Origin of the sequence: Catenovulum agarivorans YM01, from assembly GCF_000281085.1 — a bacterium.
Lineage (GTDB): Bacteria > Pseudomonadota > Gammaproteobacteria > Enterobacterales > Alteromonadaceae > Catenovulum > Catenovulum agarivorans.
On sequence record NZ_JH767528.1, the window covers coordinates 136,998 to 159,933 of the forward strand.

Consider the following 22,936-nt stretch of genomic DNA (forward strand, 5'->3'; position numbering starts at 1 on the left):
TCTGCTTTATCATCCATGATAAAGACATTTTAGAAAATCAGCGCTCGAGTATGCTTTTGTTTGACAGACGTGTGGCTGCCTTAAATTTGCATATTGTGCTGTATAGCTTTGTGCATTGTTTAGGCGGGCGGCTAGTTGGGTGCAATTAAGCCCACTCGAGGCATAATTTTCTAAAAACGCTGTGAATCCATCCGTGGACGCTCTGCTTTATCATCCCTGATAAAGAAGTTTTAGAAAATCAGCACTCGAGTATGCTTTTGTTTGGCAGCCGTGTTGCTGCGTAAAATTTGCATAGTGCGCTATTTGAGTTGGGCAGAATGTTGGCGAGAGGTTGGGAATTGCGTGCAAACGAACCAACCTTGAATTGCATGGATGCAATTCCGGAGCGACCATGGAGGGTGTACAGCGTTTGGTGAGTTGCACGCAATTCGCAGCCGACCTTGCACCGAACAGAATTGACACTGTGCAATATAGTCGGCCTAGGATTGCATCATCCAAACAGAAACGCTGTGAATATGTCCCTATACGCTCCGACTTTTCATCCATGAAAAGTAGGTTCTGTTTCGGACAATGCAATCCAAGTCCTTAACATTGGTGTGGCAGCAAATTTTTGAAATGTGCAAAAAAACATTCATTGGGTATAATCGGTTGACTTTGCCAAAAATAAACAAAGCAACTAATAAAACAACAAGTAGGTAAAAGAAAGACATGGTCACAATAAAAGATGTAGCAAAAGTAGCAGGTGTATCTACCGCAACCGTATCCAGAGTGGTAAATGGACAAGGTAAAGTTGGAGAACAATGCCGCGCACGTGTGACCAAAGTAATCCAAGAGTTAGGCTATCGCGCTAACTACACGCCACCACACATCATCAAAGACGCACCAATTGTTGGTTTAGTAACCCCAAAAATATCCATGGCGTTTTTTGGTTCACTCGCAGCAGGTGCGGAAGAAGCTGCACGCGAAAAAGGCCTGCACCTAATGATGTGCAACTCAATGTACGAAAGCCAAACCGAGTTAGAATCGATTAATTCACTGGTACGCCAAGGCTGTAAGTCTATTATCCTACATAGTGAATATTCTGAAAAAGACAAGATTGTCGAGCTAAGTAAACAGATCCCCGGGTTAGTATTGATTAACCGTTTTATTCCTGAAATATCAGAGCGATGTGTCTGGTTTGATAACAATACCAGTGCACAAACGGCGACAAATTACGTGTTAGATAAAGGCCATAAAGATATTGCTGTGATCACCAGTATTTATCAAAATGGCGATCCTATGGCGCGTTTATTAGCGGTTAAACAAGCTATGATGATGCGTGGAATTCAACTAGCAGACGATAGAGTGATAGAATCAACCGCCAATATTAAAGGTGGTGAAGAAGCGACTAAACAACTGCTTGCTAGTGGTCAAAAAGTTACGGCGATTATTGCCTACAACGATTTAATGGCAATAGGCGCTATGCACGCATTATTCGAAGCCGGAATTAAAGTACCGGAAGAAATATCTGTTGTTGGTTTTGATGACTTGCCTATTTCTAAAGCGTGTTTGCCAAAGCTGACCACAATGAATTACCCAATTGAAGAAATGGCTAAATATGCAGTTGAGTTGTCTTTGTCTTTAGCTAAAGAAGAAGCTAAACATTCTAAACAAACCCACCTGTTTATGGCTGATTTAGTTGAACGCCAATCTGTGGCGGATATCACTGAATAGCGGGCTCATCGTTTATTACACAAACAAAAAAGGTTGCCGCAGCAACCTTTTTTACATCAAACAAGGAAAGCTAATAATTAGTCTTTCTTCTCACGTGATGCACGACGACGCTCGTTTTCAGTTAAGAACTTCTTACGAACACGAATGCTCTTAGGTGTTACTTCAACTAATTCGTCATCATCAATAAATTCTAATGCTTGCTCAAGTGTGTACTTGATTGGTGGCGTTAAAGTTAACGCTTCGTCAGTACCAGCTGCACGAACGTTAGTTAACTGCTTACCTTTTAATGGGTTAACAGTTAAGTCGTTGTCACGGCTGTGAATACCAATAACCATACCTTCGTAAACTTCTACACCGTGCTCAACAAATAAACGACCACGTTCTTGTAGCGTAAACAATGCGTATGCAACAGCTTTACCCATGCCGTTTGAAATAAGTACACCATTCAAACGTTGACCAATTTCGCCGCCTTTGTGTGCTGCGTAGTGGTCAAATGAGTGGTACATCAAACCAGTACCAGAAGTTAATGTCATAAATTCGTTTTTGAAACCAATTAAGCCACGGCTAGGAACGATAAAGTCGATACGAATGCGGCCTTTACCATCAGGCACCATGTCAGTCATCTCAGCTTTACGCAAGCCAAGTTTTTCCATGATAGTACCTTGGTTTTCTTCTTCGATATCTACAGTTAAAGTTTCAAATGGTTCTTGTAACTCACCGTCAACTTCACGCAAGATAACTTCAGGACGAGATACAGCTAACTCGTAACCTTCACGACGCATGTTTTCAATTAAAACACCTAAGTGCAATTCACCACGGCCTGATACACGGAATTTATCTGGATCTTCAGTTTCTTTAACTCTTAGTGCAACGTTGTGGACTAATTCGCTTTGTAAACGTTCTAAAATCTGACGAGAAGTAACAAATTTACCTTCTTTACCAGCAAATGGAGAGTTGTTTACTTGGAAAGTCATGGTAACAGTTGGTTCATCAACAACTAGCGCTGGTAAAGCTTCAACTGCGTTTTGATCACAAATAGTATCGGAGATTTTTAACTCGCCTAAACCAGTTACCGCGATAATGTCACCAGCATTTGCATCTTGTTTTTCGTATCTATCTAAACCTAAATAACCTAATACTTGGCCGATTTTACCATTGCGTTTTTTGCCGTCAGCACCAATCACAGTGACTTGTTGGTTTACTCTAGCAGTACCACGTTTAATACGACCAATACCAATTACACCTACATAGTTAGAATAATCTAACTGTGAAATTTGCATTTGTAATGGACCTTCAGGATCAGCTACAGGCGGTTCAACGTGCTCTAAAATCGCATCGAACAAATCGTTCATGTCGTCTTTTTGTACGTCTTCTTCAGTACTTGCCCAACCGTTAATAGCTGATGCATAAATGATAGGGAAGTCTAATTGCTCGTCAGTTGCACCTAAGTTTACGAATAAGTCGAATACTTGGTCTATTACCCAATCAGGGCGAGCTGCTGGTTTGTCAATTTTGTTGATAACAACAATTGGGCGTAAACCGTGTGCGAAAGCTTTTTGCGTTACGAAACGCGTTTGTGGCATTGGACCTTCTTGCGCGTCAACCAATAACAACACTGAGTCAGCCATTGAAAGTACACGTTCTACTTCACCACCAAAATCGGCGTGTCCAGGGGTGTCTAGAATGTTGATACGGAATTCTTTGTAATCGATAGCGGTATTTTTCGCTAAGATAGTAATACCACGCTCTTTCTCTAACGCGTTACTGTCCATTACGCGTTCTTCCGCGTCACCGCGGCTTTCTAACGTACCAGATTGTTGCAATAGTTTATCAACTAGCGTGGTTTTACCATGGTCAACGTGCGCAATAATTGCGATGTTGCGTAAGTTATTCAAGTTCATCAGGTTAACTTCTATATTTACAGGGTTTAACTGAGGTCAAGCCCTATGTTTGAGCAACCTCGTGAAATTTGCGCGCATTATACGCGAATTTTAGTCAATTACCTATATAGAATATTTGTTACTAATTTTTGTGTTGGGATCAGGATTAACATGATTCAAAGTTATGCATCCAATCAATTGCTTGTTTGTAGCAGCTGCATACATCATCGTAACTAAATCTGAGTTTCATCGCTTCTATAGTGGTTAAGTGCCAACTGCCTTGTTCATATAACTTGATCGTAGTTAACGCAATTTTGATTGGCGTTTGGTGATGAGTGGTTAAGGCTTCGACTATTTCTTCGGAAAGTGGCAGATTGTCGAGTATTTGTTCGAGCGGTTGGTCTAGAATGGCATCTAATAATGAAAATAAACCTGCCAAAAATGCATGCTCTTTTAATTGTGGAGTGTGGCGTTTGACCATGAGTTCACAAAAGCGTGCGCGAATGGTGGCTAGCCTAATCAACTCTCGAGGTTTGTCGTAACTTAGTACGCTGGTGGTTAATAATGCTATTAGTCTGCGCATTTCGTTTTCACCCAAATATACAATGGCTTTACGAATAGATTGCATTTTTTGCGTGATTGGTAATAAACCCGAATTAATGAAACGCAGCAGTTTGTACGATAGGTTTAAGTCTTGCTCAAAGTACTGAGTAATTTTGAGAAAATTTAATTCTTCACGCATTAACTCTTTGTATAAAGCAATTAAAATGCGTTTGTTGCTTTCAATTTCGTTGGAGGCGTACATTTCTGGTTTGCAGAAAAAATAACCTTGAAAAAAGTTGAAACCCGCCGCTTCCGCTTGTTCAAACATTAAATGGTCTTCAACTTTCTCCGCCAAAAAACGACAGTTTTTGCTATAGCGGCGTATTTGCTCCATATGCTGTTGAGCTGTGTCAATTCGAGTATTTTGCATATCGAACTTAACTAACTTTACGTACTTAAAAAATGGTTGCCAGTCGGGGTCAAAAACAAAATCATCTAAAGCTATGTGGTAACCCGCGTGATATAGTTTTTTAAACATCTCCAATATTTTACCTGTTGGTTCAACACACTCTAGTACCTCAATTACAACTTTGTTTTTCGGTAATAATAACGGCAGCTCTTTCAGTATACATTTTTCCGAAAAGTTAATTAGCGCAGGTTTATTGTTAGTTATTGCTTCTAAACCTTGTGAAAAATGTGTGCGGACAAGCAAACGTGAAGTTGCTTGAGTAGCGTCTACATTTTCTGGAAAGATGTTTTCAGGCCCATCACGAAATAATAGTTCGTAGGCAACTACATTTTGTTTGCGATTAAATATAGGCTGTCGGGCTGTATAAATTGTATTGGCCATAAATGGATTTGTTTACGATTCTTAACAAATAATCTTAATTGACCCAAAGTTGTTTTGCCAATTATCCGTAGTTATTTTGTAAAGGAGTTAAATATTCTACTAAAACCTCGCTAAATTTTTTCTAAAGCTATTCTATTAATTCTTACAATACTGTATTTTATGGCAGCGAAGTTAGCGCACTTTAGGCACATAAAGGGGTTGCGCTTTTTTGGTGCTTTTTATGCATCTTTTTGGTGCGCGCTGGTTTGGTCACGCATTATTACCAAGCCTGAAGGCTAGTAAAGATGTCTGCCTGCGAGGTGGTACAATTATTGCTAGTTATCGGCAACGCGTTTTTGTGCGCTGTTAAAATTATAATTTTCCGGAGGATTGCAATGTCTGCAGAAATTCTAGATATGTTAAAAGAAGGTGAAATCAAGTTTGTTGACTTACGTTTCACTGACACTAAAGGTAAAGAACAGCACGTTTCTATTCCTGCTCACCAGGTAACTGCTGATTTTTTCGTTGAAGGTAAAATGTTCGACGGTTCTTCAATCGCTGGTTGGAAAGGCATCAACGAATCTGACATGATTTTAATGCCTGACGCATCAACTGCTATTTTAGACCCATTTGCAGAAGAAGCTCAATTAAACATTCGTTGTGACATCATCGAGCCTGCAACTATGCAAGGTTACGATCGCGATCCTCGTTCAATCGCTAAGCGTGCAATGGAATACTTAAAATCTACTGGTATCGGTGACGACGCTTACTTCGGTCCAGAGCCAGAGTTCTTCTTATTTGATGACGTTAAATACGGTCAATCAATGGGTGGCGGTTTCTACAGCGTAGACGCAGAAGAAGCAGCATGGAACTCAGGTAAAGATTACGAAGGTGGCAACACTGGTCATCGTCCAGGTGTTAAAGGTGGTTACTTCCCAGTTCCTCCAGTCGACTCAGCTTCTGACATTCGTGCAGCAATGTGTTTAATCCTTGAAGAAATGGGTCAAACTGTTGAAGCGCATCACCATGAAGTTGCGACTGCTGGCCAAAACGAAATCGCTACTAAATTCAACTCTATGGTTGAAAAAGCGGACGAAGTTCAAGTTAAGAAATACGTTATCCATAACGTTGCTCACGCTTATGGTAAAACTGCTACTTTCATGCCTAAGCCAATCGTTGGTGACAACGGTTCTGGTATGCACGTTCACCAATCTATCTCTAAAGGTGGCAAAAACGTATTCGCTGGTGACAAGTACGCTGGTTTATCTCAAGAAGCTTTATGGTACATTGGTGGTATCATCAAGCATGCTAAAGCAATCAATGCGTTCACAAATGCATCAACTAACTCTTACAAGCGTTTAGTACCACACTTCGAAGCGCCAGTAATGTTAGCTTACTCTGCACGTAACCGTTCAGCGTCTATCCGTATTCCATACGTAACTTCTGATCGTGCACGTCGTATCGAGTGTCGTTTCCCTGATCCAACGCAAAACCCATACTTAGGTTTCACAGCTATGTTAATGGCTGGCCTTGACGGTATCATCAACAAGATCGATCCAGGTTCATCTATGGATAAAGACTTGTACAACTTACCACCAGAAGAAGAAGCTGCAATTCCTAAAGTTGCTTCATCTTTAGAAGAAGCATTAACATGTTTAGATGCTGACCGTGCATTCTTAACAGCTGGTGGCGTAATGAGCGACGAGATGATCGACGCTTACATCGAGTTGAAAACTGAAGAAGCTAACAAAGTACGTATTACTCCAGTTCCGGCTGAGTTCGAATTGTACTACAGCGTATAATTTTCAAATATTTGTTTTGAAAATGTTAAAAAAGTCCGCCTTGGCGGACTTTTTTTATGGATAAATACAACTAGTCAGAGTAGAGTAACGGACTTGTTGTTAGTAAAGGGATTAATTACACAGTGGTTAAATTAGTCGGCGCCTACAGCCGTGTTTGCATTACTTGTTTAACTTTGTTGTTTGCATTGGACGCCATTGCTGCCAAAGTGTATGTGTATCGCAATGAACAAGGTGTGTTAGTTTTTTCGGATACGCCTCACCCTGATGCCGAAGAAATATCCCCAAAAAGTAAAATTGAATCTATACCTAGTGTTACGCCAACTAGGCAAACGAATTCAGCGGACAAACAGCAGCAAGCAGAAACATATCAAGTCCGTTTAGTTCAACCTATTGACCAAGCAACCATACGTGATAACACTGGCTCAGTGTACGTCGCAGTGCAAGTTTCTCCTACTTATCAAGCCGAGCACCAGGTACGAGTTTTACTCAATGGTGAAGCTGTTATCCAGCCGCAAAATCGTTCAGTTTTTATGCTTAAAGATGTCTATCGCGGTGAGCACCAACTAAAAGTTGAATTACTTGATGCAAACGGCAAGGTTATTGCATCGTCTAAGCCCAGAACTTTTTATATGCACCGGGCATCTGTTATTAAGCCAAATTAGTTTAAATTCTAATTGGTAATTAATTGCCTTGGTGTTACATTTTGGTGCACTGTTTCAAATTGGTGCGTTGGGCTGTATGCAACGAGGCAAAAGTGTTTAGCGAGCTAATCCTTAATAATATTAATAGCAGCATTTTAGTAACTGATGCAGAGTTAAAAGTACTCTATGCAAATCCTGCAGCAGAAAGCTTTTTTAAACTAAGTGCGCGTCGATTAAAAGAATTGTCTTTTGATCAACTTTTTCGTTATAGCTCGTTCGATTTAGAACGTGTGCAACAAGCCATCCCAACTAATCAAGGTTTTACTGATACTGAAGTGTCACTAGTCACCATAGATGAAAATCACGCTATGGCTGAAATGACTTTCACCCCAGTAAAGTCACAAAAAGATACACACTTATTAATTGAAGTTCATCCAATTGACCAAATAAAACGGGTCAGCCAAGAAAGTTTTGTCCAATCACAAATGTTAGCATCGCGCGATTTAATCCGTGGTTTAGCCCACGAAATCAAAAATCCACTCGGTGGGATTCGAGGTGCTGCACAATTATTAGACAAAATGTTGGATGACAATGACCTGAAAGAGTGCACGCAAATAATCATGGATCAGTCAGACCGACTGCGAAATTTGGTTGATCGATTGCTTGGGCCAAACCGACTTCCTAAACGTAGCCAAACCAATATTCATAAAATTTTAGAGCAAATTCGTCAGTTGATAGAATTAGAATCTGATGCTGATGTAGTAAAGTTTTATCGTGATTATGATCCAAGTATTCCTGAATTTGTGGTTGATGAAGAGCAAATTCATCAGGCCTTATTAAATATTGTGCGTAATGCGTATCAAGCATTACAAAGTCAAGGCCAAGGCAAAATAACGTTCCAAACTAGAATCGCCAGCAAAGAAACCATTCATGGTCAAAGACATAAGTTGGCGGCGATTATTAAAATTATCGACAATGGCCCAGGTATACCTGAGCATATTCGTGATACGTTATTTTATCCAATGATTACCACTAAATCAGATGGGACAGGTTTAGGTTTATCAATAGCGCAAACTTTGATTAATCAACACCGTGGCCGTATTCATTGCGAAAGCTGGCCGGGCCACACCGAATTTACCGTATATTTACCGATAGAGTTATAGGAAAGAATAGGTTATGAACGCGACTAAAGTCTGGATTGTTGATGATGACAGCTCAATTCGCTGGGTAATGCAAAAAGCCCTAGATGCAGCTGATATCAGTAATACATCGTTTGAATCGCCACTTGAGTTGTTAGACGCGCTGAAAAACGAAAGTCCAGACGTGGTGATTTCTGATATTCGTATGCCTGAAATGGATGGTATGGAATTGTTAGAACAAATTCATCAACAAGATGCGGAAATTCCAGTCATTATTATGACAGCACATTCTGATTTAGATTCTGCTGTTAATGCCTATCAAAGCGGTGCATTTGAATATTTACCAAAACCATTTGATATTGATGATGCAGTCGCTTTGACGCAACGTGCATTAACTCATGTTAAAGAGAACAGCCGTAAAAAACGCACTCGTCCAAAAGAAGAACAGATCTCGACCGATATCATAGGTGAAGCGCCTGCTATGCAGGAAGTTTTCCGCGCAATCGGTCGTCTGTCGCGTTCAAGTATTAGTGTCTTGATTAACGGTCAATCCGGTACGGGTAAAGAGTTGGTTGCGCGTGCATTGCACAAACACAGCCCACGCCGAGATAAAACATTTATTGCGTTAAATATGGCGGCTATTCCAAATGATTTGATCGAGTCTGAATTATTTGGCCATGAAAAAGGTGCGTTTACGGGGGCCAATGCCGTACGTGAAGGTCGTTTTGAACAGGCAAATGGTGGCACACTGTTTTTAGATGAAATTGGTGATATGCCACTGCAAGTGCAAACGCGTTTATTACGTGTGTTGGCGGATGGACAATTTTATCGAGTGGGTGGTCGCCAGCCATTAAGTGCAGACGTGCGTATTATTGCCGCAACCCATCAAAATTTAGAAAAGCTGGTTGCTGAAGGTAAATTCCGTGAAGATTTATTCCACCGTTTAAACGTTATTCGTATTCATTTACCACCGTTACGTGAGCGTAAAGAAGATATTCCTCGTTTAGCTGCACAGTTTTTAAAACAAGCAGCAAAAGAAATGAGTGTCGAAGAAAAGCGTTTATCACCTGAAGCTGCTGAATATATTAGCCATTTAGACTGGCCTGGCAACGTTAGGCAGTTAGAGAATACTTGCCGCTGGTTGACTGTTATGGCGAGTGGCCAAGAGGTATTAATTGCCGATTTACCGCCAGAGTTATTGGATGCGCCAGAGCCTACAACCACAGCGGTAACTGAAGTGGCTGGTGATTGGCAAACACTATTAACTCGTTGGGTTGATGAGCAATTGTCAGCGGGTAAAAATGATATTTTAGACGATGCATTAGCTACATTTGAAACCATAATGCTTAAGCGCGCATTACACCATACTATGGGGCATAAACAAGAAGCCGCTCGCCGTTTAGGCTGGGGGCGAAATACTATCACGCGCAAAATGAAAGAATTAAACATTTAGGCTGAATAATCCTGAATTGACATTCTGTTACGATAAGTTAGCCTTTCATAAATACATTGTATAAACGTTTATGGAAGCTAACTATGTCGATTGGCCTTACCGAGCGAGAAGTTAACTGGCAAGGTTTTATTGCCCAAGAAATCACCCCTTTTTGGCAGCGTTACCATCAAGCGATTGAGTTAACCACTATGGATGGCTTAACTCAATATTGCGCAACTTTTCTTCACCCTGAAGCCAAACGTAATATTATTCTGTTACCCGGCAGAGTTGAGACCTACCTCAAGTATCAAGAAGTTATTTACGACTTGTTTAATACGCAAGCGAATGTTTTTGTTATTGATCACAGAGGGCAAGGCCAATCACAAAGATTGCTCAAAGATAGCGAAAAAGGTTTTGTCGCCCATTTTAATCATTACGCGGAAGATCTGGAAAAAGCGCTTGCTTACACGCGTTTTCTAGACAATAACTTACCTAACTGTGTTGTCGCACATTCTATGGGCAGTGCAATTGCACTCAACTGGCTACACTTATATCAACCTAAAATTAAGAAACTCGTGTTATGTGCACCCATGTTAGGCATTAATGCGGGATTGTTGCCACAAAAAACTGCGTTTTACATAGCCAGTGTAGTCGACTGCCTTAATCGCATATTTAGAAGTGAACCTGGCTACTTTTTTGGTCAAGTACCTTATCATAGGCCTGATTTTGCAGAGAATGTGTTAACCGGTAGTAAAGTGCGCTTTGAATATGGGCAGGATATTCAAGCCCAATACAAGTTGGGTGGTGTGACTACTACTTGGCTCAAAGAGGCTTTGCGTTTGATTAACCGTTTACCGTCGCAAAGCCGTTTTTTAAATTGTGATGTTTTGTTGCTGCAAGCTGAAAAGGATGTAGTGGTAAGTTTGACTGCGCAAGACAAATGGCATGAATACGCTAGTGAATTTGATAAAAATGCAATTAAGCGTTTGGTTAAAAATGCTCGGCATGAGATTTTGATGGAGTCAGATGATATTCGGGCTGAGGTCATTACCCAGATTAGGCATTTTTTGCAGGGGTGATGTATGCGGGTGTAACTGAGGTGCTGGTTGTTGGGTGCAACTAAGCCCGCTTAAAGCATAATTTTCTAAAAACGCTTTTCGCCAGTCCCTGGCCGCTCACAAAAGATATCCCTATCTTTTGAAGTTTTAGAAAATTAGCGTTCAAGCAGGCTTCAATCTGGCGATGTTGTCGCTTCAGTGCTAGTTTGTTCGTGAAAAAGGAGTTTTGCTCCAAGTTATTGTTCTAGTGCTTTCCTGTATTTAACGTGTTTTGCATATCCAACCTCTGATCTATTGTTATCGTGCTCGCATGAAGTATATATTCTAAAAGCCAAAGTGATGTGGAATAAGGTGAATGGAGATGTTTCGAGCAAAACTTCACAAGATAGGATATCTTGTGCGAGCGAGTCAGGGATGACCTTGAAGCGCTTTTGTGAGAAATATTCCATTCAATTTATGAGTAGGTGGCATTGGATCTTTAGCGCGTCGAATACGTGCAATATAGCCTAATGGTGGGTAGATAGAGAAACTACTCCCCACCAACAAAATCAAGCTGTCTCCATGCTTCGTAACTGATAATTGCCACTGAGTTCGACAAATTTAAACTTCTGTTATTATCCGTTTTCACCATAGGAATACGGATTTTATGCTCAGCAGGTATTTGTTGGTGGACATCTTCGGATAATCCATGTGTTTCAGCACCAAATAACAATACATCACCCGCTTGATATTGTATGTCTGTATGGCTGCGAGTACCACGTGTGGTACAGGCAATAATGCGGCTACCTTCAACAGCTTTAACAAAATCAGCGTAGTTTTTATGAATGGTTAAATTGGCAATGTCGTGATAATCCAAACCGGCGCGGCGTACTTGTTTTTCATCTAATGAAAAACCAAGTGGTTCAATTAAATGTAGTTTAAAACCATTGTTAGCAGCAAGGCGGATGATGTTACCCGTGTTTGGGGCGATCTGTGGTTCAAATAAAGCGATATGTAACATAATTAAACCTTAAAGTGCTATGCCCCAGCCGTCTGAATACCCTTTGAGCTTTTCAACACAGTCGGTAAAAGCTTCATCCCATTCATCCAAAGTTTCCGCATTTGGCACTAAGGTTACAGATGCAACCAATTCAACCCCGCCGCCAGCTTCTGGTTTTTGAACTTTAACTTGAGCAAAACTTACATTTTTAACTGCCAATTTTTGTACTTGCGGCAAAGCTTTATCCGCTTGTTCTTTAAATTCAAACGCAGCAAAAAAATCAATTTGCATCGGCTGGGTTAGGTCTATACCTTCAGCGGCCATTTCTGCCAAAATTTGGCTAGTTTCGTCTTCTTCTGGGAGGTCAAACATGGGTAAACTCACAATAAATTTTGTCGCATTATATCTGCTACAGCATCTTTTGCCAAAACTCTGCGGCACCGCCTTCAACAGTTAATTGGTAAGGCCGAAAACCAAAACTTTCATATAGGTTTTTGGCAATGCCATTTTCGCGTAAAACCTCTAAAGTTAGTTTGCAATAATCTTGCTCTCGGCAATGTTTTTCAGCCGCTTGAAGTAATTGCTTACTTAAGCCTTGGCCGCGGTAATTTTTATCAATCGCAATATCATGAATGTTAAGCAAAGGTTTAGCATAAAAAGTCGAAAAGCCTTCAAATGCGTTAAGTAAACCAATCACCTTGTCATCATCAAAAACAAGCCAGCCGAAGTAATCAGAGCGCTGCTTAAGCTTATTAACTAAGTTTTGTTGCACATAATCGGATAGAGGTGCGGCACCACCCATAGGATCAAGCGCATAACTATTTAACGCTGTAATTAATGCTTGCTGGTGATTTGTTTGGGATAGGTCGGTCTGGATTATTTTTATCATAAATATTCAAGTTTAATTAGTGAGTTTACGCGCAACTAAAAAATAATTGGTTGTGCTATTGGGTGATTGCCAAATGTATTCAAGTTCAAAACCGGCATTTAGATGCATTTTTTCTAACTCGGCAAAACTGAACATGTTGACGTTAGGCATTAAATTAAAAAATTGCCCGATTGGCGCAAGAAACTTAAAACAGTTTATCTGACCTTTTAAACAAGTGGTTGAGGTAATAAATAATCCACCGGGCTTGAGCATGCTAGAGGCCAACTGCACCGTCGCTTCTGCATTGGGCAATATGTGCAAAACATTTAACGCTAAAATGGTATCAAATTTTTGCTGCTGGTAGTTTTCTAAACTGCCTTGGGCAAAAGTTAAATGTGGTAAATCCTCACGCTGGGCTAGTTTTTCGTTGGCAATATCTAGCATATTTTGTGCTATATCTATTGCTAAGTAGTTGCCAACAAAGGGGGCATGTTCAAGGGCGGTTGTGCCTGAACCGCAACCTATCTCTAGCACTTGCATGTCCAAAGTAAAATAACTTTGTGTGACTGCGCATTTGTGCTGATAACTTGCAACGTCAGCAATTGGCCGTTTTGCATATCTATTGGCTATTTTGTCCCAAAATTTTGCTTGCGATTGCACTGATTAATTCCTTTTAAAATGCCTGAACTAGGGCTGCTACTTTAAATAAAATTTGCGTAAAAATCAGCACAAAAATATTGTTGGATTAGCAAGAAATAAAAGCTTGAGCTAGAGTTAAACCAATGAAGAGCAAAGCTGCACACACAGGAAAAATTATGGCAAACGTACAAGTTCAACCTTATTTATTTTTTGCTGGCCGATGTGAAGAGGCCATCGAATTCTATATTGAAGCAATAGGCGCAGAGCTACAATTGTTAATGCGTTTTAATGAAAGCCCAGAGCCAATGCCTGAGGCTATGTTGCCTGACGATTTCGACAACAAAATTATGCACGCGAGTATCAAAGTCGGTGACTCAGTTGTAATGATGTCAGACGGTGTTGATGTGCAAAATCAATTTGGTGGTGTATCACTGTCTATCAGCTGTTATAGCCAAGAGCAAGCGCATGAAATGTTTGATGGTTTAGCACAGGGGGGCGAGGTACAAATGCCATTAACTCCGACTTTCTGGTCGCCGTTATTTGGCTCATTAACCGATAAATTCGGCGTGTCTTGGATGGTGGGCTGTGAGCCTGAAAGTGACAATTAATCTAGGCTAATTCTCTTAAAAACTAGTGATAATCATTATTATTTGCTATAAAGCCGACTTTTCCCAAGTTGGCTGTTGTTGTGGTAAATAAAAATTTTTTCCGTCAAATTCATTTAGTCCTTGCCTTAAGTGTTTGCATCTTCTTAGTTATCTTGTCTATAACAGGTGCGTTATTAGTGTATGCCAAAGATATACAGGCTTGGTGGAATCCTCAATATTGGTCGGTTAAACCCGCGCAGACTAGTCAGTTGATTGATTACAATCAGCTATTAGAAAAAGCTCAACAAGCGCATGCCCAACCTGTCAGTTTTTTGAGCATAGAGCAGGATAAACATAAAGTTTGGCAAGGGCGCTATTTAGACGGTAAGTACTTTAACCTTAATCCGTATTCGGGTGAGGTTGTGCTTATTTATGATTACACAGATACCTTGTACGGTTTTACTTTGTATCTACATAGATGGTTGTTATGGCAGCAAGATGATGTTTACCCATTACGCAACTGGGTGTCTACCTCAGTACTTCTGTTTATTCTGCTGTGTTTAGTTGGTTTTTATTTATGGGCTAAACCGGCTAAAAGGTTAAAACGTTTGCGTATTAAAGCGCATAAAAACAAACGCATATTTTATTATCAATTACATTCTGTGGTTGGTGTGTATTTAACTATCCCTCTGGTGTTAATTGCTTTTAGTGGTTTAACCTTTAACTGGTCGAAACAAACCAGTGCCGTGGTTGAATTTGTCACTTGGGGGCAAATAGAAGGGCGTTTTCCTAACCCGCAAGTAACCTCAACTGAATCAAACACTCAGCTAAACTGGCAAGAGATGTTACAGCAGGCAATGCAGGTTATGCCAAATGCCCAGTTACAACGCATCTATTTTGCTAAACCAGACGAGCAAGTAGTGATGTTGCGGGTGAAAAATCCGGGTGAGTTCCATCCGTATAGCTATATTTGGTTTGATCAGTTCACTGGCGAAGTTTTACAAACGCAAGATGCTAGTATCGCTAATACCACAACCCAAGTATGGAATTTCCGTTATCCATTCCATATAGGTAATTTTGCCGGATCACTGGTACAGTTTTTGTGGTTTGTATTAGGCTTGTCGCCATTATTGTTTGTGTTAACAGGTGGTTACATTTATTTAAAAAGAAAGTGGTTTTGAAAATAATAATAATTATCATTTGCTTGTGTTGGTCATTTACCCTAGAATGCGCGCACTTTTTACAGGAGCGCATATATGAAAAATACACCACTTTCACTTGTTAGTTTAGCTGTTGCCGCAGCTGTTAGTTTGCCAAACTTAGCTTGGGCTAATGACGAGCAAGACAGTATGGAAAACATCATAGTGACAGGAAGTCGTGTAATCGAAAGCATTGATGAAGTTCCGGCTTCAATCACAGTAATCAGCTCAGAAAAAATTCAACAACACTTAAAAGTATCACCAGAAATACAGAGTTTATTGTCTATGTATGTGCCAGGTATGGCACCTGATACAGGCAGCTCAAGCAATACTGGCCAAACATTACGTGGACGTAAACCGTTAGTGATGATTGACGGTGTACCACAATCTACCCCACTGCGTAACGGTTCTTTGGGGGTGAAAACACTTGATCCAAGTGCAATTGAACGCATCGAAATTATTAAAGGTGCAACTTCAATATTTGGTAATGGTGCAGCTGGCGGTATCATCAACTACATCACTAAAAAGGCCAGCAAAGAACAAGTTGCCGGACAAGTGAGTTTATCAAGCCGTTTTAGCGCGGTTAAACTAGAAGAAAGTGCAGGTGGCCGTATTGAAGGTGCATTGCACGGTACATTAGATAAATTCAGCTATTTAGTTACAGCAAGCTACGAAGAAAATGGCGTACAGCGTGACGCTGAAGGTGACATTCTTGGCCTTCAATACGGTATGTCAGATTCTGTTACACAAAACTATTTTACCCGTTTAGCTTACCAATTTGACCAAGATAAATCGTTGCAGATGAGCTATAACTTTTATAGTTCACAGCAAAAAACTGATTTAGGTGATGTGGTTGGCGACATAAATCAAGGTGAAAAAACCTACGCTATCCATGTACCAAAAGAGTTGCAAAAACGTGGTAAACCTCAAGGCCCAGAAGGTAATACTAACTTCACTTTAAAATATACCGACAACAACGTTTTTCAAAATACCCAACTAACAGTTGATTTTTACAAACAAAATATTGAAAACGTCTTTTTCTTCTCAACCTCATTAGCCAACCCTGCTGAAGGTTATGATGGTGGTCAATCTGTTATCAAATCAGACAAAACTGGTGCGCGCGCAACTTTCAATTCTATGTTTGATTTAGCTTTTGCTGACGTAACATTAATTTATGGTGTGGATGCATTAAGAGACGTGACTTCACAACCACTTGTTGACGGCCGTATTTGGGTGCCTGAAATGGATATGAAAAACCTAGCTGGCTTTGTTCAATCTAAATGGGTAGTGGACGATGCTATTATCTTTAAACTCGGTGTGCGCCAAGACAACATTGATTTAGCGGTAGATGATTATAAAACCCTAGTGTTATGTCGTAATGCTTGTTCTGAAGAGTTTGAAGTAAAAGGTGATACGCTAAAATATAACGCAACAACCTACAATGCGGGTGTGAAGGTTAAATACACTCCTTATTTCCAACCTTTCTTTAGTTATTCACAAGGTGCAGATATTTCTGATATCGGCCGTTTGTTGCGCAGCGCAACTGTAACTGATATTGCAGATATCCGTACTGAAGCTTCAATTATCGATAACTATGAAGTCGGTTTTACTTCAAACATTAATTCAGCTTTAAGATTTGAAGTTGCGGCTTACCGCAGTACTTCTGAATTGGGTACAACCAATAGTTATGATGAAAAAACGGGTATTTATATGCCGGTACGTGCACCACAACGCATTTGGGGTTACGAAGCTTTGGTTGATGCGCAGCTACATGAAACTTTGCAGTTGGTCGCAACTTATAGTTATGTAGAAGGTAAAAATACCGAAGCGGATGTGTACTTAGGTAGCCAAGCGATTTCACCACCAAAAGGTACTTTGAGCTTAAACTGGCGTCCAACTGATGCCTTATCTGTCACTTTGAACCATTTATATGTGGGTGATAGAGACAGATTTGCTGCAAACGCAGAAGGAAACTACACGGTTGATCAACGCCCGGTAGAAAGCTATCAAGTAACCCATTTATCAACTCAATATCAAGTTAGCAATAACTTATCAGCCTTTATGGGTGTAGAGAATTTGTTTAACAAAGACTACTTCTCAGCACGAGCACAATCGTACACTTATGGTGGCTACAATGTTAAAGGGTTAGGCACAACGGTTAACTTAGGTGTGCAATATAACTTTTAATTAAAGTAAGCTCAGTTAGCTTAAACTACAAAAAGTCGCGTAGGCGACTTTTTGTGTTTTTGGTGATTTTATGAATTAGCCGGTATTGCGTGAGTTGCGCCTTCGCGCTCGTACGCCAACTTAAATTCAGGTAATTGGGCTATTTTTTCCACATGTTTAATCACATTATCGCCTAGCTTTATTGTTAGCTGCGGGAATACATTGCCCCAGCTTGCGTAAATAGCAATTAAATAATCCATGACTGAAAGTTTATCGCCAACTAAATAGGCATTATTGGCAAGCTGTTTATCCACTATTTGCCATAACTCGGAAATACGTTCAGCCATATTTTGATAAAAGTCATTTCTGGCCTGTGAATCTGGCATTTTAGTCATAGTTGCGAACAACTTACTATAAGCTGGATGAAGCGTGGCGTAACAAAACATCAGCCAATAATGGAATTGCTGTTTGTTGCTTATAGTGTCCAAAGCGACGCCGTGTTTTTCTAATAAATACAGAACAATGGCTGCGCCTTCAGTTAAAATTTTATCACCGTCTTGCAGCGCTGGTACTTGTTTGGTGGGGGCTATTTGTTGGTAATTATCCACTTGGTCAAAAGGGATAATTTCAACGGGTTGCTCTAACTGATTGAGCAAAATATGAATAGCGGTCGAGCAAGTGCCGGGCATAGTGTATAAGGTGTACATGTTATTTCTCCAAAAGGTGTTGTTGTCTAAATTGCATAACGGGTAAACCAGCGACGCCCCAGTTGTCTAAGTTAACTTCTTCAATGACAACAAAGGTGGTTTGTGGATCTTTATCTAAAACTTGGCTGAGCATTTCAGTTGAACGTTTAATCAGTTCAGCTTTTTGAGCTTTGCTCACGCCTTCGTCTGTGACTTGAATGGTGACAATTGGCATCATGACTCCTTATCTATTTGGTAGTGGAATACTTTGCTGATTATTTGCCAGCGTCCATCAAGTTTGATTAAGCTGAGTAAATCGACAAAGTGTTTGGGTGGAATGCTGCATTTAACTTTGGCTAATGCTGTGCAGTCGCTGATTAGGTCTATTTGTACAATTTGATCTGTACGTGTTTGCTGTTTACTTGCAGGGGAAATGCGTTGTTCTACCATGGCAAAATAGTCTGGCATGGTTAGATTAACCAATTCGCCTGAGCTAGCTGTAATGTACTTTGCCTGTGGGTGAAACACCTGTTTCAATAAGCTGACATCACTGTGGTACAAAGCATCAAAATATTGCTGCAATACTTGTTTAATCGTCTGTTGAGTTTCATCCATTGTTTAACTCCCGTAGTCATTTGTTTTGCAGTGTACATAGCGGTGCTTTGTTGATAAATTCACAGAAAATGCACAACGGGTTTGCAAATATGCACAGTTGGGATGACTTTAGATACTTTTTACATGTGGTTGAAAGCGGCAGTTTTTCGCAAGCGGCTGCCAAATTAGGTGTTAATCACTCAACTGTATCTAGGCGTATACAAGCTTTGGAAACTGCACATGGGGTCAAGTTATTAGAGCGCACACAAATGGGTTATCAAATGACTGAAGCGGGCGCTTCTGTATTTGAATTAGCCGAAAAAATGCAGCAAGCCAATGTTGCTGCATCGCGTATCTTACTTGGGCAAGATGCACGTTTAGCCGGTGAAATTAACTTAACCATGCCACATGAATTATTTGACCATGTATTGGCAAAACCTTTACGCCAATTCACGCTTAATTACCCGGATATTCGGTTAAATTTGCAAGTGTCAAAAGGCTTGCACAATATGGCAAATCGTGAGGCTGATTTAGCCGTGCGCTTTACCGAAACCCCACCTGAGTATTTAATTGGCACTTGTGTCACGACCATGCAACATGCTTTTTATAAACATAAAGACTTGGATGTGCAAAAGCGCACACCGTTAATTGTTTGGCAGCGTGATAAAGGCATACCACATTGGGCTTCGCAACTAACTGCGCCTGAGGTGGTGATGCAGGTAGATGATTTGCAATCTATGTATACTGCGGTTGAGGCTGGTTTTGGTCTTGCGAGAATGCCGTGTTTTATGCCGGATGTAATGCAAAATAATGATATTGAGCGTTTACCTCATCCATTGCCAAGATCTAACTGGGGCATATGGATTTTAAACCATGTTGATTTACGTCATACCGCGAGAATTCAAGTTTGTCGTAAGTATTTGCAGCAGGTATTACAACAAAATATTGCACTATTTGCCGGTGAGTGGTCGCAGCTTAAATGAGTTGGCCTATACTCATATTGAATTCAAGGGAATAAATAGTATATGCAGAGCATTTTCCTAAAATTTATCTTGCTGTTATTCAGTTGTTTATTCGCAACTATGCCAGTTAAAGCTAATTTGTTAACAGAGAATAAATTGACGCTACAAGACCAATCATTATGGTACTTGTTGCAAGCAGATCAGTTAACTGATGTTCCACAGCTCATTAAACAATTCCCACAAGCATCTGCGACTACAGCATCCTTATTGGGGCAAAAGGGCGCGGTTTTGGCAAAAGTACCAATAGAAGCAAAACACGCGGGTGCTTGGTATGTAATGCCGGTGGCAAATTTTGTAGACCAAGGCCAAGCTTATTGGCAAGACGAGTCGGGTAATATTCAACAGGTAGCAGACTTCTCGCAATTCCAGCAAGCGCAGTCGGTTATCTTGATGCATGGGCAAGCATTTAAACTCACGTTAGAAAAAGCGACCACAGGTACATTGTGGATTTATCTACAGGCTAAACATTATCCAACACCAGTGCATATATCTGTTGTGTCGGAAAAACAATTTATTGCTAACTCGTTTGTTGTTAACTCGCTGTCTATCGTCACCATTACCGTAATGTTGATGCTGGCAATAATGGCGCTGATTTTATTTGTAAAAACGCGTTATCAAGTCGCGGCTTTTTGTTTCGGTTACCTGGGTTTACATGGGTTAGGTTGGGCAGCTGCGGCTGGCCTTGGACAAATTATTTATCCTATATCACCGGTTAATACTAGCTATGCCGGTATGTACTTATTCCCGTTTGCCATTGGTTGCGCTAGTTATTTTGCCTATTACTTATTTAATTTTGATCGCTTTAAACAGCTAAAAAATCGTTTATTAGTGTATTACGCCAATGCCGCATTCTTGTTGGGTGTAGTAATGGTATTGTTACCTTTTACTTGGGTGTTTTATTTATCGCATTTGCTTGCCGGTATATGGGTGTGGGTGAGTTTATTTGTTGGCTATAAAATGCTTAGCTTGCAAGACTTCAGAGCTAAATACTTTTTCACCGGTAACCTAGTGTATAGCCTGTCATTGGTTTACTACATGTTATCGCATTTCAGTGCCTTTGACGGCCCATCACCTGAGCTGGTTGTTATGTTGGCATTGTCGGTCGATTGTGTGTGTATTTTATTGTCCTTATCCGAATGGCTGAGGTTAAAACAGCAAGAGTTTAACCATGTTATGCATGAGTCTAGATTCGACGCGTTAACTGGGGTGGGTAATCGTTTATTATTAAATGAACAGCTAGCTGAGTTACAAAATCAATATTTGGTGGTTTTTATCGATTGCGACAGTATAAAAGAATTAAATGACCAGTTAGGCCATGCGAAGGGGGATAAGTTTTTAATCTATGTGGCTAACTTAATGCAGCAACAACTCGGCAATTTAGGCTTAGTTTTTCGCACCGGAGGTGATGAATTTATTTGGTTATGTGAAGTGACTCCTGAAAATAACCTAGCGAGTTTAACCATAAAGATTGAACAAATACTGGTTGATTTAAATGCTCAAGTAAAAGAGCGCTGGCCGCTATCTGGCGTTAGTTATGGCATAGCGACTAGTGAAGAAGGTAAATCGGCGTCGCATTGTTTATCTATTGCCGATAGCCGTATGTATCAATTGAAATCACAGCATAAAGCACAAGCTAGTGGGGCTGGTCATGGAGTCGAAAAATAAGATGCAACTTGCTAGATACCTTGTTAGTTTCAGTTGGATCTATCATGGACTTTTTCCAAAATTAATCCACATTGCGCCGCTGGAGCAATTGATGACCGCAAGCTTAGGTTTTTCTACTGAGCTGTCTTATTACATTACCAAAGCTGTCGGAGTTTCCGAGCTGCTGTTTGGCATCATTTTATTTATTTTCTACCGTAACCGAACAATTGTGCTTTTGAATATTGTTGCTCTGGTTGGTTTATTATTGTTTGTTGCTGTATTGCAACCACAACTATTAATCGAAGCATTTAATCCGGTAACAACCAATATTCCATTGATAGGACTCAGTTGGATTTTGTTGAATGAGGTGAAGGAGCAAAAGCGGCTAGATGTGAGTTAACCTAGGCTCGTCGCTGATATTCAGCGAGTTTAAAATACCACCTCAACAAAATGTGGGTTATCAACTGTTATGCGTAACTTAGCTATCGAGTCGAGTACAACTAGTGTGTCTTTGCCTGTAATATTTATTTTTATACATTCTTCGCGGGCGTCATTGCGGGTGGTATCTAGTGCTGTGCCTATAATGCTGCCACCATTTTTTAGCGTGAGTTGGATGGGATAGTTAAATAAACAGACTATTTCTATATAGTCGTAGTCGCTGCAACTTATCATGGTTTTTCTCAAAAAAAGATAACCCGCGCTTGGCGGGTTATCTTGGTAAATTGATTGATTTTATTCGTCTTTAGTTAACGGCATTAAGTTATTGTATAACTCGCTGGCTAAATAAGCTTGGTCGTTATCTGGCAATTCACCTTTGCCTAATTTAACTTCGAGTATGCTTTCAATTTCACTTTTGTCTCTATCACCAAAACTCATATTTAAGCCAACGCTAGTGCTTGGTTCGCTGCGCGTGCGACAGCCAAGTAATCCACATTCGCGGTAAACATTGTGGTTGCGACCAACAGATACTCCACTTTGAGGACTCACTCTTTCTTTATCGATTATGGTTTCGCGGTTGGTTACGACAAACCAGTCATAATCGTTTAGTTTAGTTAACTCAGCTGCACGCAATAACGCAAAGTTCATCGCCTGTGCTCTGTCGTCGCTGCGGTGTTTAAAATGCACGCGGTATTTGTCTTCGGTTAGTTTGACTTCTTTATAGCCAAAGCCATTATCTTTTGCCGGACGATATGCCGGTTGGCTGGCACACGCCGAAATTAAAATAACACTGATTAAAGTTAATACTAGTTTGTTTAAGCTGTTCATAATGTGTACCTCTTATCAATATAACCTTTAGCACGGGGTCTGCATTGCATGTGCTAGAGCGATAATTTAGAGCAAAATCTCTTTTTATGGGCGAATCAAGACCGAAGCATCGCTTCGCAGCTTGATGAGGTGGAGCCATGGAAGGCGACAGGGCCTGCCCTTCATGGACGAATTCCAACTCTAAAACTCCCATGTTGTACTGTTTTTGCGAAAATTATGCTCGAGTACATGCGTGACTCCCGATGCGAC

Annotated in this window: 23 protein-coding genes; 12 read left to right on the forward strand and 11 right to left on the reverse strand. The window is 40.4% G+C overall.

From position 1 onward, the window contains the following. Positions 1-708: 708 nt before the first annotated feature. Positions 709-1,713, forward strand: a complete 1,005-nt coding sequence (locus WSC_RS0111780) for a LacI family DNA-binding transcriptional regulator (RefSeq protein WP_016956134.1) — start codon at positions 709-711, stop codon at positions 1,711-1,713. A gap of 77 nt (positions 1,714-1,790) precedes the next feature. Here WSC_RS0111780 and typA read toward each other — a convergent pair whose 3' ends face one another. Both typA and WSC_RS0111790 read right to left on the reverse strand, forming a co-directional pair. Further along, positions 1,791-3,614 (reverse strand): translational GTPase TypA, encoded by a 1,824-nt coding sequence (gene typA / locus WSC_RS0111785; protein ID WP_016956135.1) that lies wholly within the window; start codon positions 3,612-3,614, stop codon positions 1,791-1,793. A 145-nt stretch (positions 3,615-3,759) separates the two neighbouring features. Beyond that, the gene (locus WSC_RS0111790) at positions 3,760-4,986 is read right to left on the reverse strand and encodes an EAL and HDOD domain-containing protein (protein ID WP_016956136.1); all 1,227 of its coding nucleotides are present in this window, start codon (positions 4,984-4,986) and stop codon (positions 3,760-3,762) included. Positions 4,987-5,360: 374 nt separating this feature from the next. Here WSC_RS0111790 and glnA point away from each other — a divergent pair, with 374 nt between their 5' ends. The 5 genes from glnA (at position 5,361) to WSC_RS0111820 (ending at position 11,058) form a co-directional block, all read left to right on the forward strand. Beyond that, positions 5,361-6,767: a glutamate--ammonia ligase gene (gene glnA, locus WSC_RS0111800; RefSeq protein ID WP_026016815.1), complete on the forward strand. Its 1,407-nt coding sequence runs from the start codon at positions 5,361-5,363 to the stop codon at positions 6,765-6,767. A 122-nt stretch (positions 6,768-6,889) separates the two neighbouring features. Continuing rightward, positions 6,890-7,429 carry a DUF4124 domain-containing protein gene (locus WSC_RS0111805; protein ID WP_016956139.1) on the forward strand — a complete coding sequence of 180 codons (540 nt, stop codon included), beginning with the start codon at positions 6,890-6,892 and terminating at the stop codon, positions 7,427-7,429. A gap of 92 nt (positions 7,430-7,521) precedes the next feature. Beyond that, positions 7,522-8,571: a nitrogen regulation protein NR(II) gene (glnL, locus tag WSC_RS0111810; RefSeq protein ID WP_026016816.1), complete on the forward strand. Its 1,050-nt coding sequence runs from the start codon at positions 7,522-7,524 to the stop codon at positions 8,569-8,571. 13 nt (positions 8,572-8,584) lie between these two features. After that, positions 8,585-10,000 (forward strand): nitrogen regulation protein NR(I), encoded by a 1,416-nt coding sequence (gene glnG / locus WSC_RS0111815; RefSeq protein ID WP_016956141.1) that lies wholly within the window; start codon positions 8,585-8,587, stop codon positions 9,998-10,000. An 83-nt stretch (positions 10,001-10,083) separates the two neighbouring features. After that, the gene (locus WSC_RS0111820; protein ID WP_016956142.1) at positions 10,084-11,058 is read left to right on the forward strand and encodes an alpha/beta fold hydrolase; all 975 of its coding nucleotides are present in this window, start codon (positions 10,084-10,086) and stop codon (positions 11,056-11,058) included. A 508-nt stretch (positions 11,059-11,566) separates the two neighbouring features. Here the strand turns inward: WSC_RS0111820 and WSC_RS25090 are convergent. Genes WSC_RS25090 through WSC_RS0111840 form a run of 4 tightly spaced genes read right to left on the reverse strand, consistent with a single transcriptional unit; the run spans position 11,567 to position 13,544 of the window. Further along, positions 11,567-12,037, reverse strand: a complete 471-nt coding sequence (locus WSC_RS25090; protein ID WP_016956143.1) for a tRNA (cytidine(34)-2'-O)-methyltransferase — start codon at positions 12,035-12,037, stop codon at positions 11,567-11,569. Positions 12,038-12,046: 9 nt separating this feature from the next. Continuing rightward, positions 12,047-12,388 (reverse strand): ribonuclease E inhibitor RraB, encoded by a 342-nt coding sequence (locus WSC_RS25095; protein WP_016956144.1) that lies wholly within the window; start codon positions 12,386-12,388, stop codon positions 12,047-12,049. A gap of 37 nt (positions 12,389-12,425) precedes the next feature. Next, positions 12,426-12,905 (reverse strand): GNAT family N-acetyltransferase, encoded by a 480-nt coding sequence (locus WSC_RS0111835; RefSeq protein ID WP_016956145.1) that lies wholly within the window; start codon positions 12,903-12,905, stop codon positions 12,426-12,428. A 12-nt stretch (positions 12,906-12,917) separates the two neighbouring features. Continuing rightward, positions 12,918-13,544, reverse strand: coding sequence for a class I SAM-dependent methyltransferase (locus tag WSC_RS0111840; RefSeq protein ID WP_016956146.1), 627 nt, complete (start codon positions 13,542-13,544; stop codon positions 12,918-12,920). Positions 13,545-13,699: 155 nt separating this feature from the next. Here WSC_RS0111840 and WSC_RS0111845 point away from each other — a divergent pair, with 155 nt between their 5' ends. From WSC_RS0111845 to WSC_RS0111855, 3 genes are all read left to right on the forward strand, one after another. Continuing rightward, on the forward strand, positions 13,700-14,131 hold the full coding sequence (locus WSC_RS0111845; RefSeq protein ID WP_016956147.1) for a VOC family protein: 432 nt from the start codon (positions 13,700-13,702) through the stop codon (positions 14,129-14,131). A gap of 80 nt (positions 14,132-14,211) precedes the next feature. Beyond that, a complete protein-coding gene (locus WSC_RS0111850) occupies positions 14,212-15,291 on the forward strand; it encodes a PepSY-associated TM helix domain-containing protein (protein WP_040394414.1) in 1,080 nt (359 codons plus the stop codon). A 75-nt stretch (positions 15,292-15,366) separates the two neighbouring features. Further along, positions 15,367-17,496, forward strand: coding sequence for a TonB-dependent receptor (locus WSC_RS0111855; protein WP_016956149.1), 2,130 nt, complete (start codon positions 15,367-15,369; stop codon positions 17,494-17,496). A 68-nt stretch (positions 17,497-17,564) separates the two neighbouring features. On the opposite strand, the gene WSC_RS0111860 is transcribed toward WSC_RS0111855, so the two are convergent. The 3 genes from WSC_RS0111860 to WSC_RS0111870 are packed head-to-tail and all read right to left on the reverse strand — an operon-like array spanning position 17,565 to position 18,776. Next, the gene (locus tag WSC_RS0111860; protein ID WP_016956150.1) at positions 17,565-18,182 is read right to left on the reverse strand and encodes a glutathione S-transferase family protein; all 618 of its coding nucleotides are present in this window, start codon (positions 18,180-18,182) and stop codon (positions 17,565-17,567) included. Between the two features lies 1 nt (position 18,183). After that, complete coding sequence (locus WSC_RS0111865) at positions 18,184-18,399, reverse strand: tautomerase family protein (protein ID WP_420170087.1); 216 nt, start codon at positions 18,397-18,399, stop codon at positions 18,184-18,186. Continuing rightward, positions 18,396-18,776 carry a nuclear transport factor 2 family protein gene (locus WSC_RS0111870; protein ID WP_016956152.1) on the reverse strand — a complete coding sequence of 127 codons (381 nt, stop codon included), beginning with the start codon at positions 18,774-18,776 and terminating at the stop codon, positions 18,396-18,398. The genes WSC_RS0111865 and WSC_RS0111870 overlap by 4 nt, the downstream gene beginning before the upstream one ends. 89 nt (positions 18,777-18,865) lie before the next feature. Here WSC_RS0111870 and WSC_RS0111875 point away from each other — a divergent pair, with 89 nt between their 5' ends. Genes WSC_RS0111875 through WSC_RS0111885 form a run of 3 tightly spaced genes read left to right on the forward strand, consistent with a single transcriptional unit; the run spans position 18,866 to position 21,821 of the window. Continuing rightward, entirely contained in the window at positions 18,866-19,738 is an 873-nt protein-coding gene (locus WSC_RS0111875; RefSeq protein ID WP_157447272.1) for a LysR family transcriptional regulator, read from the forward strand. A 42-nt stretch (positions 19,739-19,780) separates the two neighbouring features. Beyond that, positions 19,781-21,442, forward strand: a complete 1,662-nt coding sequence (locus WSC_RS0111880) for a GGDEF domain-containing protein (protein WP_016956154.1) — start codon at positions 19,781-19,783, stop codon at positions 21,440-21,442. Continuing rightward, positions 21,426-21,821, forward strand: a complete 396-nt coding sequence (locus WSC_RS0111885; protein ID WP_016956155.1) for a DoxX-like family protein — start codon at positions 21,426-21,428, stop codon at positions 21,819-21,821. The genes WSC_RS0111880 and WSC_RS0111885 overlap by 17 nt, the downstream gene beginning before the upstream one ends. Before the next feature lie 29 nt (positions 21,822-21,850). Here WSC_RS0111885 and WSC_RS0111890 read toward each other — a convergent pair whose 3' ends face one another. Together WSC_RS0111890 and WSC_RS0111895 are read right to left on the reverse strand one after the other, a co-directional pair. Continuing rightward, positions 21,851-22,093 carry a Rho-binding antiterminator gene (locus WSC_RS0111890; RefSeq protein ID WP_016956156.1) on the reverse strand — a complete coding sequence of 81 codons (243 nt, stop codon included), beginning with the start codon at positions 22,091-22,093 and terminating at the stop codon, positions 21,851-21,853. A gap of 60 nt (positions 22,094-22,153) precedes the next feature. Next, a complete protein-coding gene (locus WSC_RS0111895; protein WP_016956157.1) occupies positions 22,154-22,687 on the reverse strand; it encodes a CC0125/CC1285 family lipoprotein in 534 nt (177 codons plus the stop codon). Positions 22,688-22,936 lie beyond the last annotated feature (249 nt).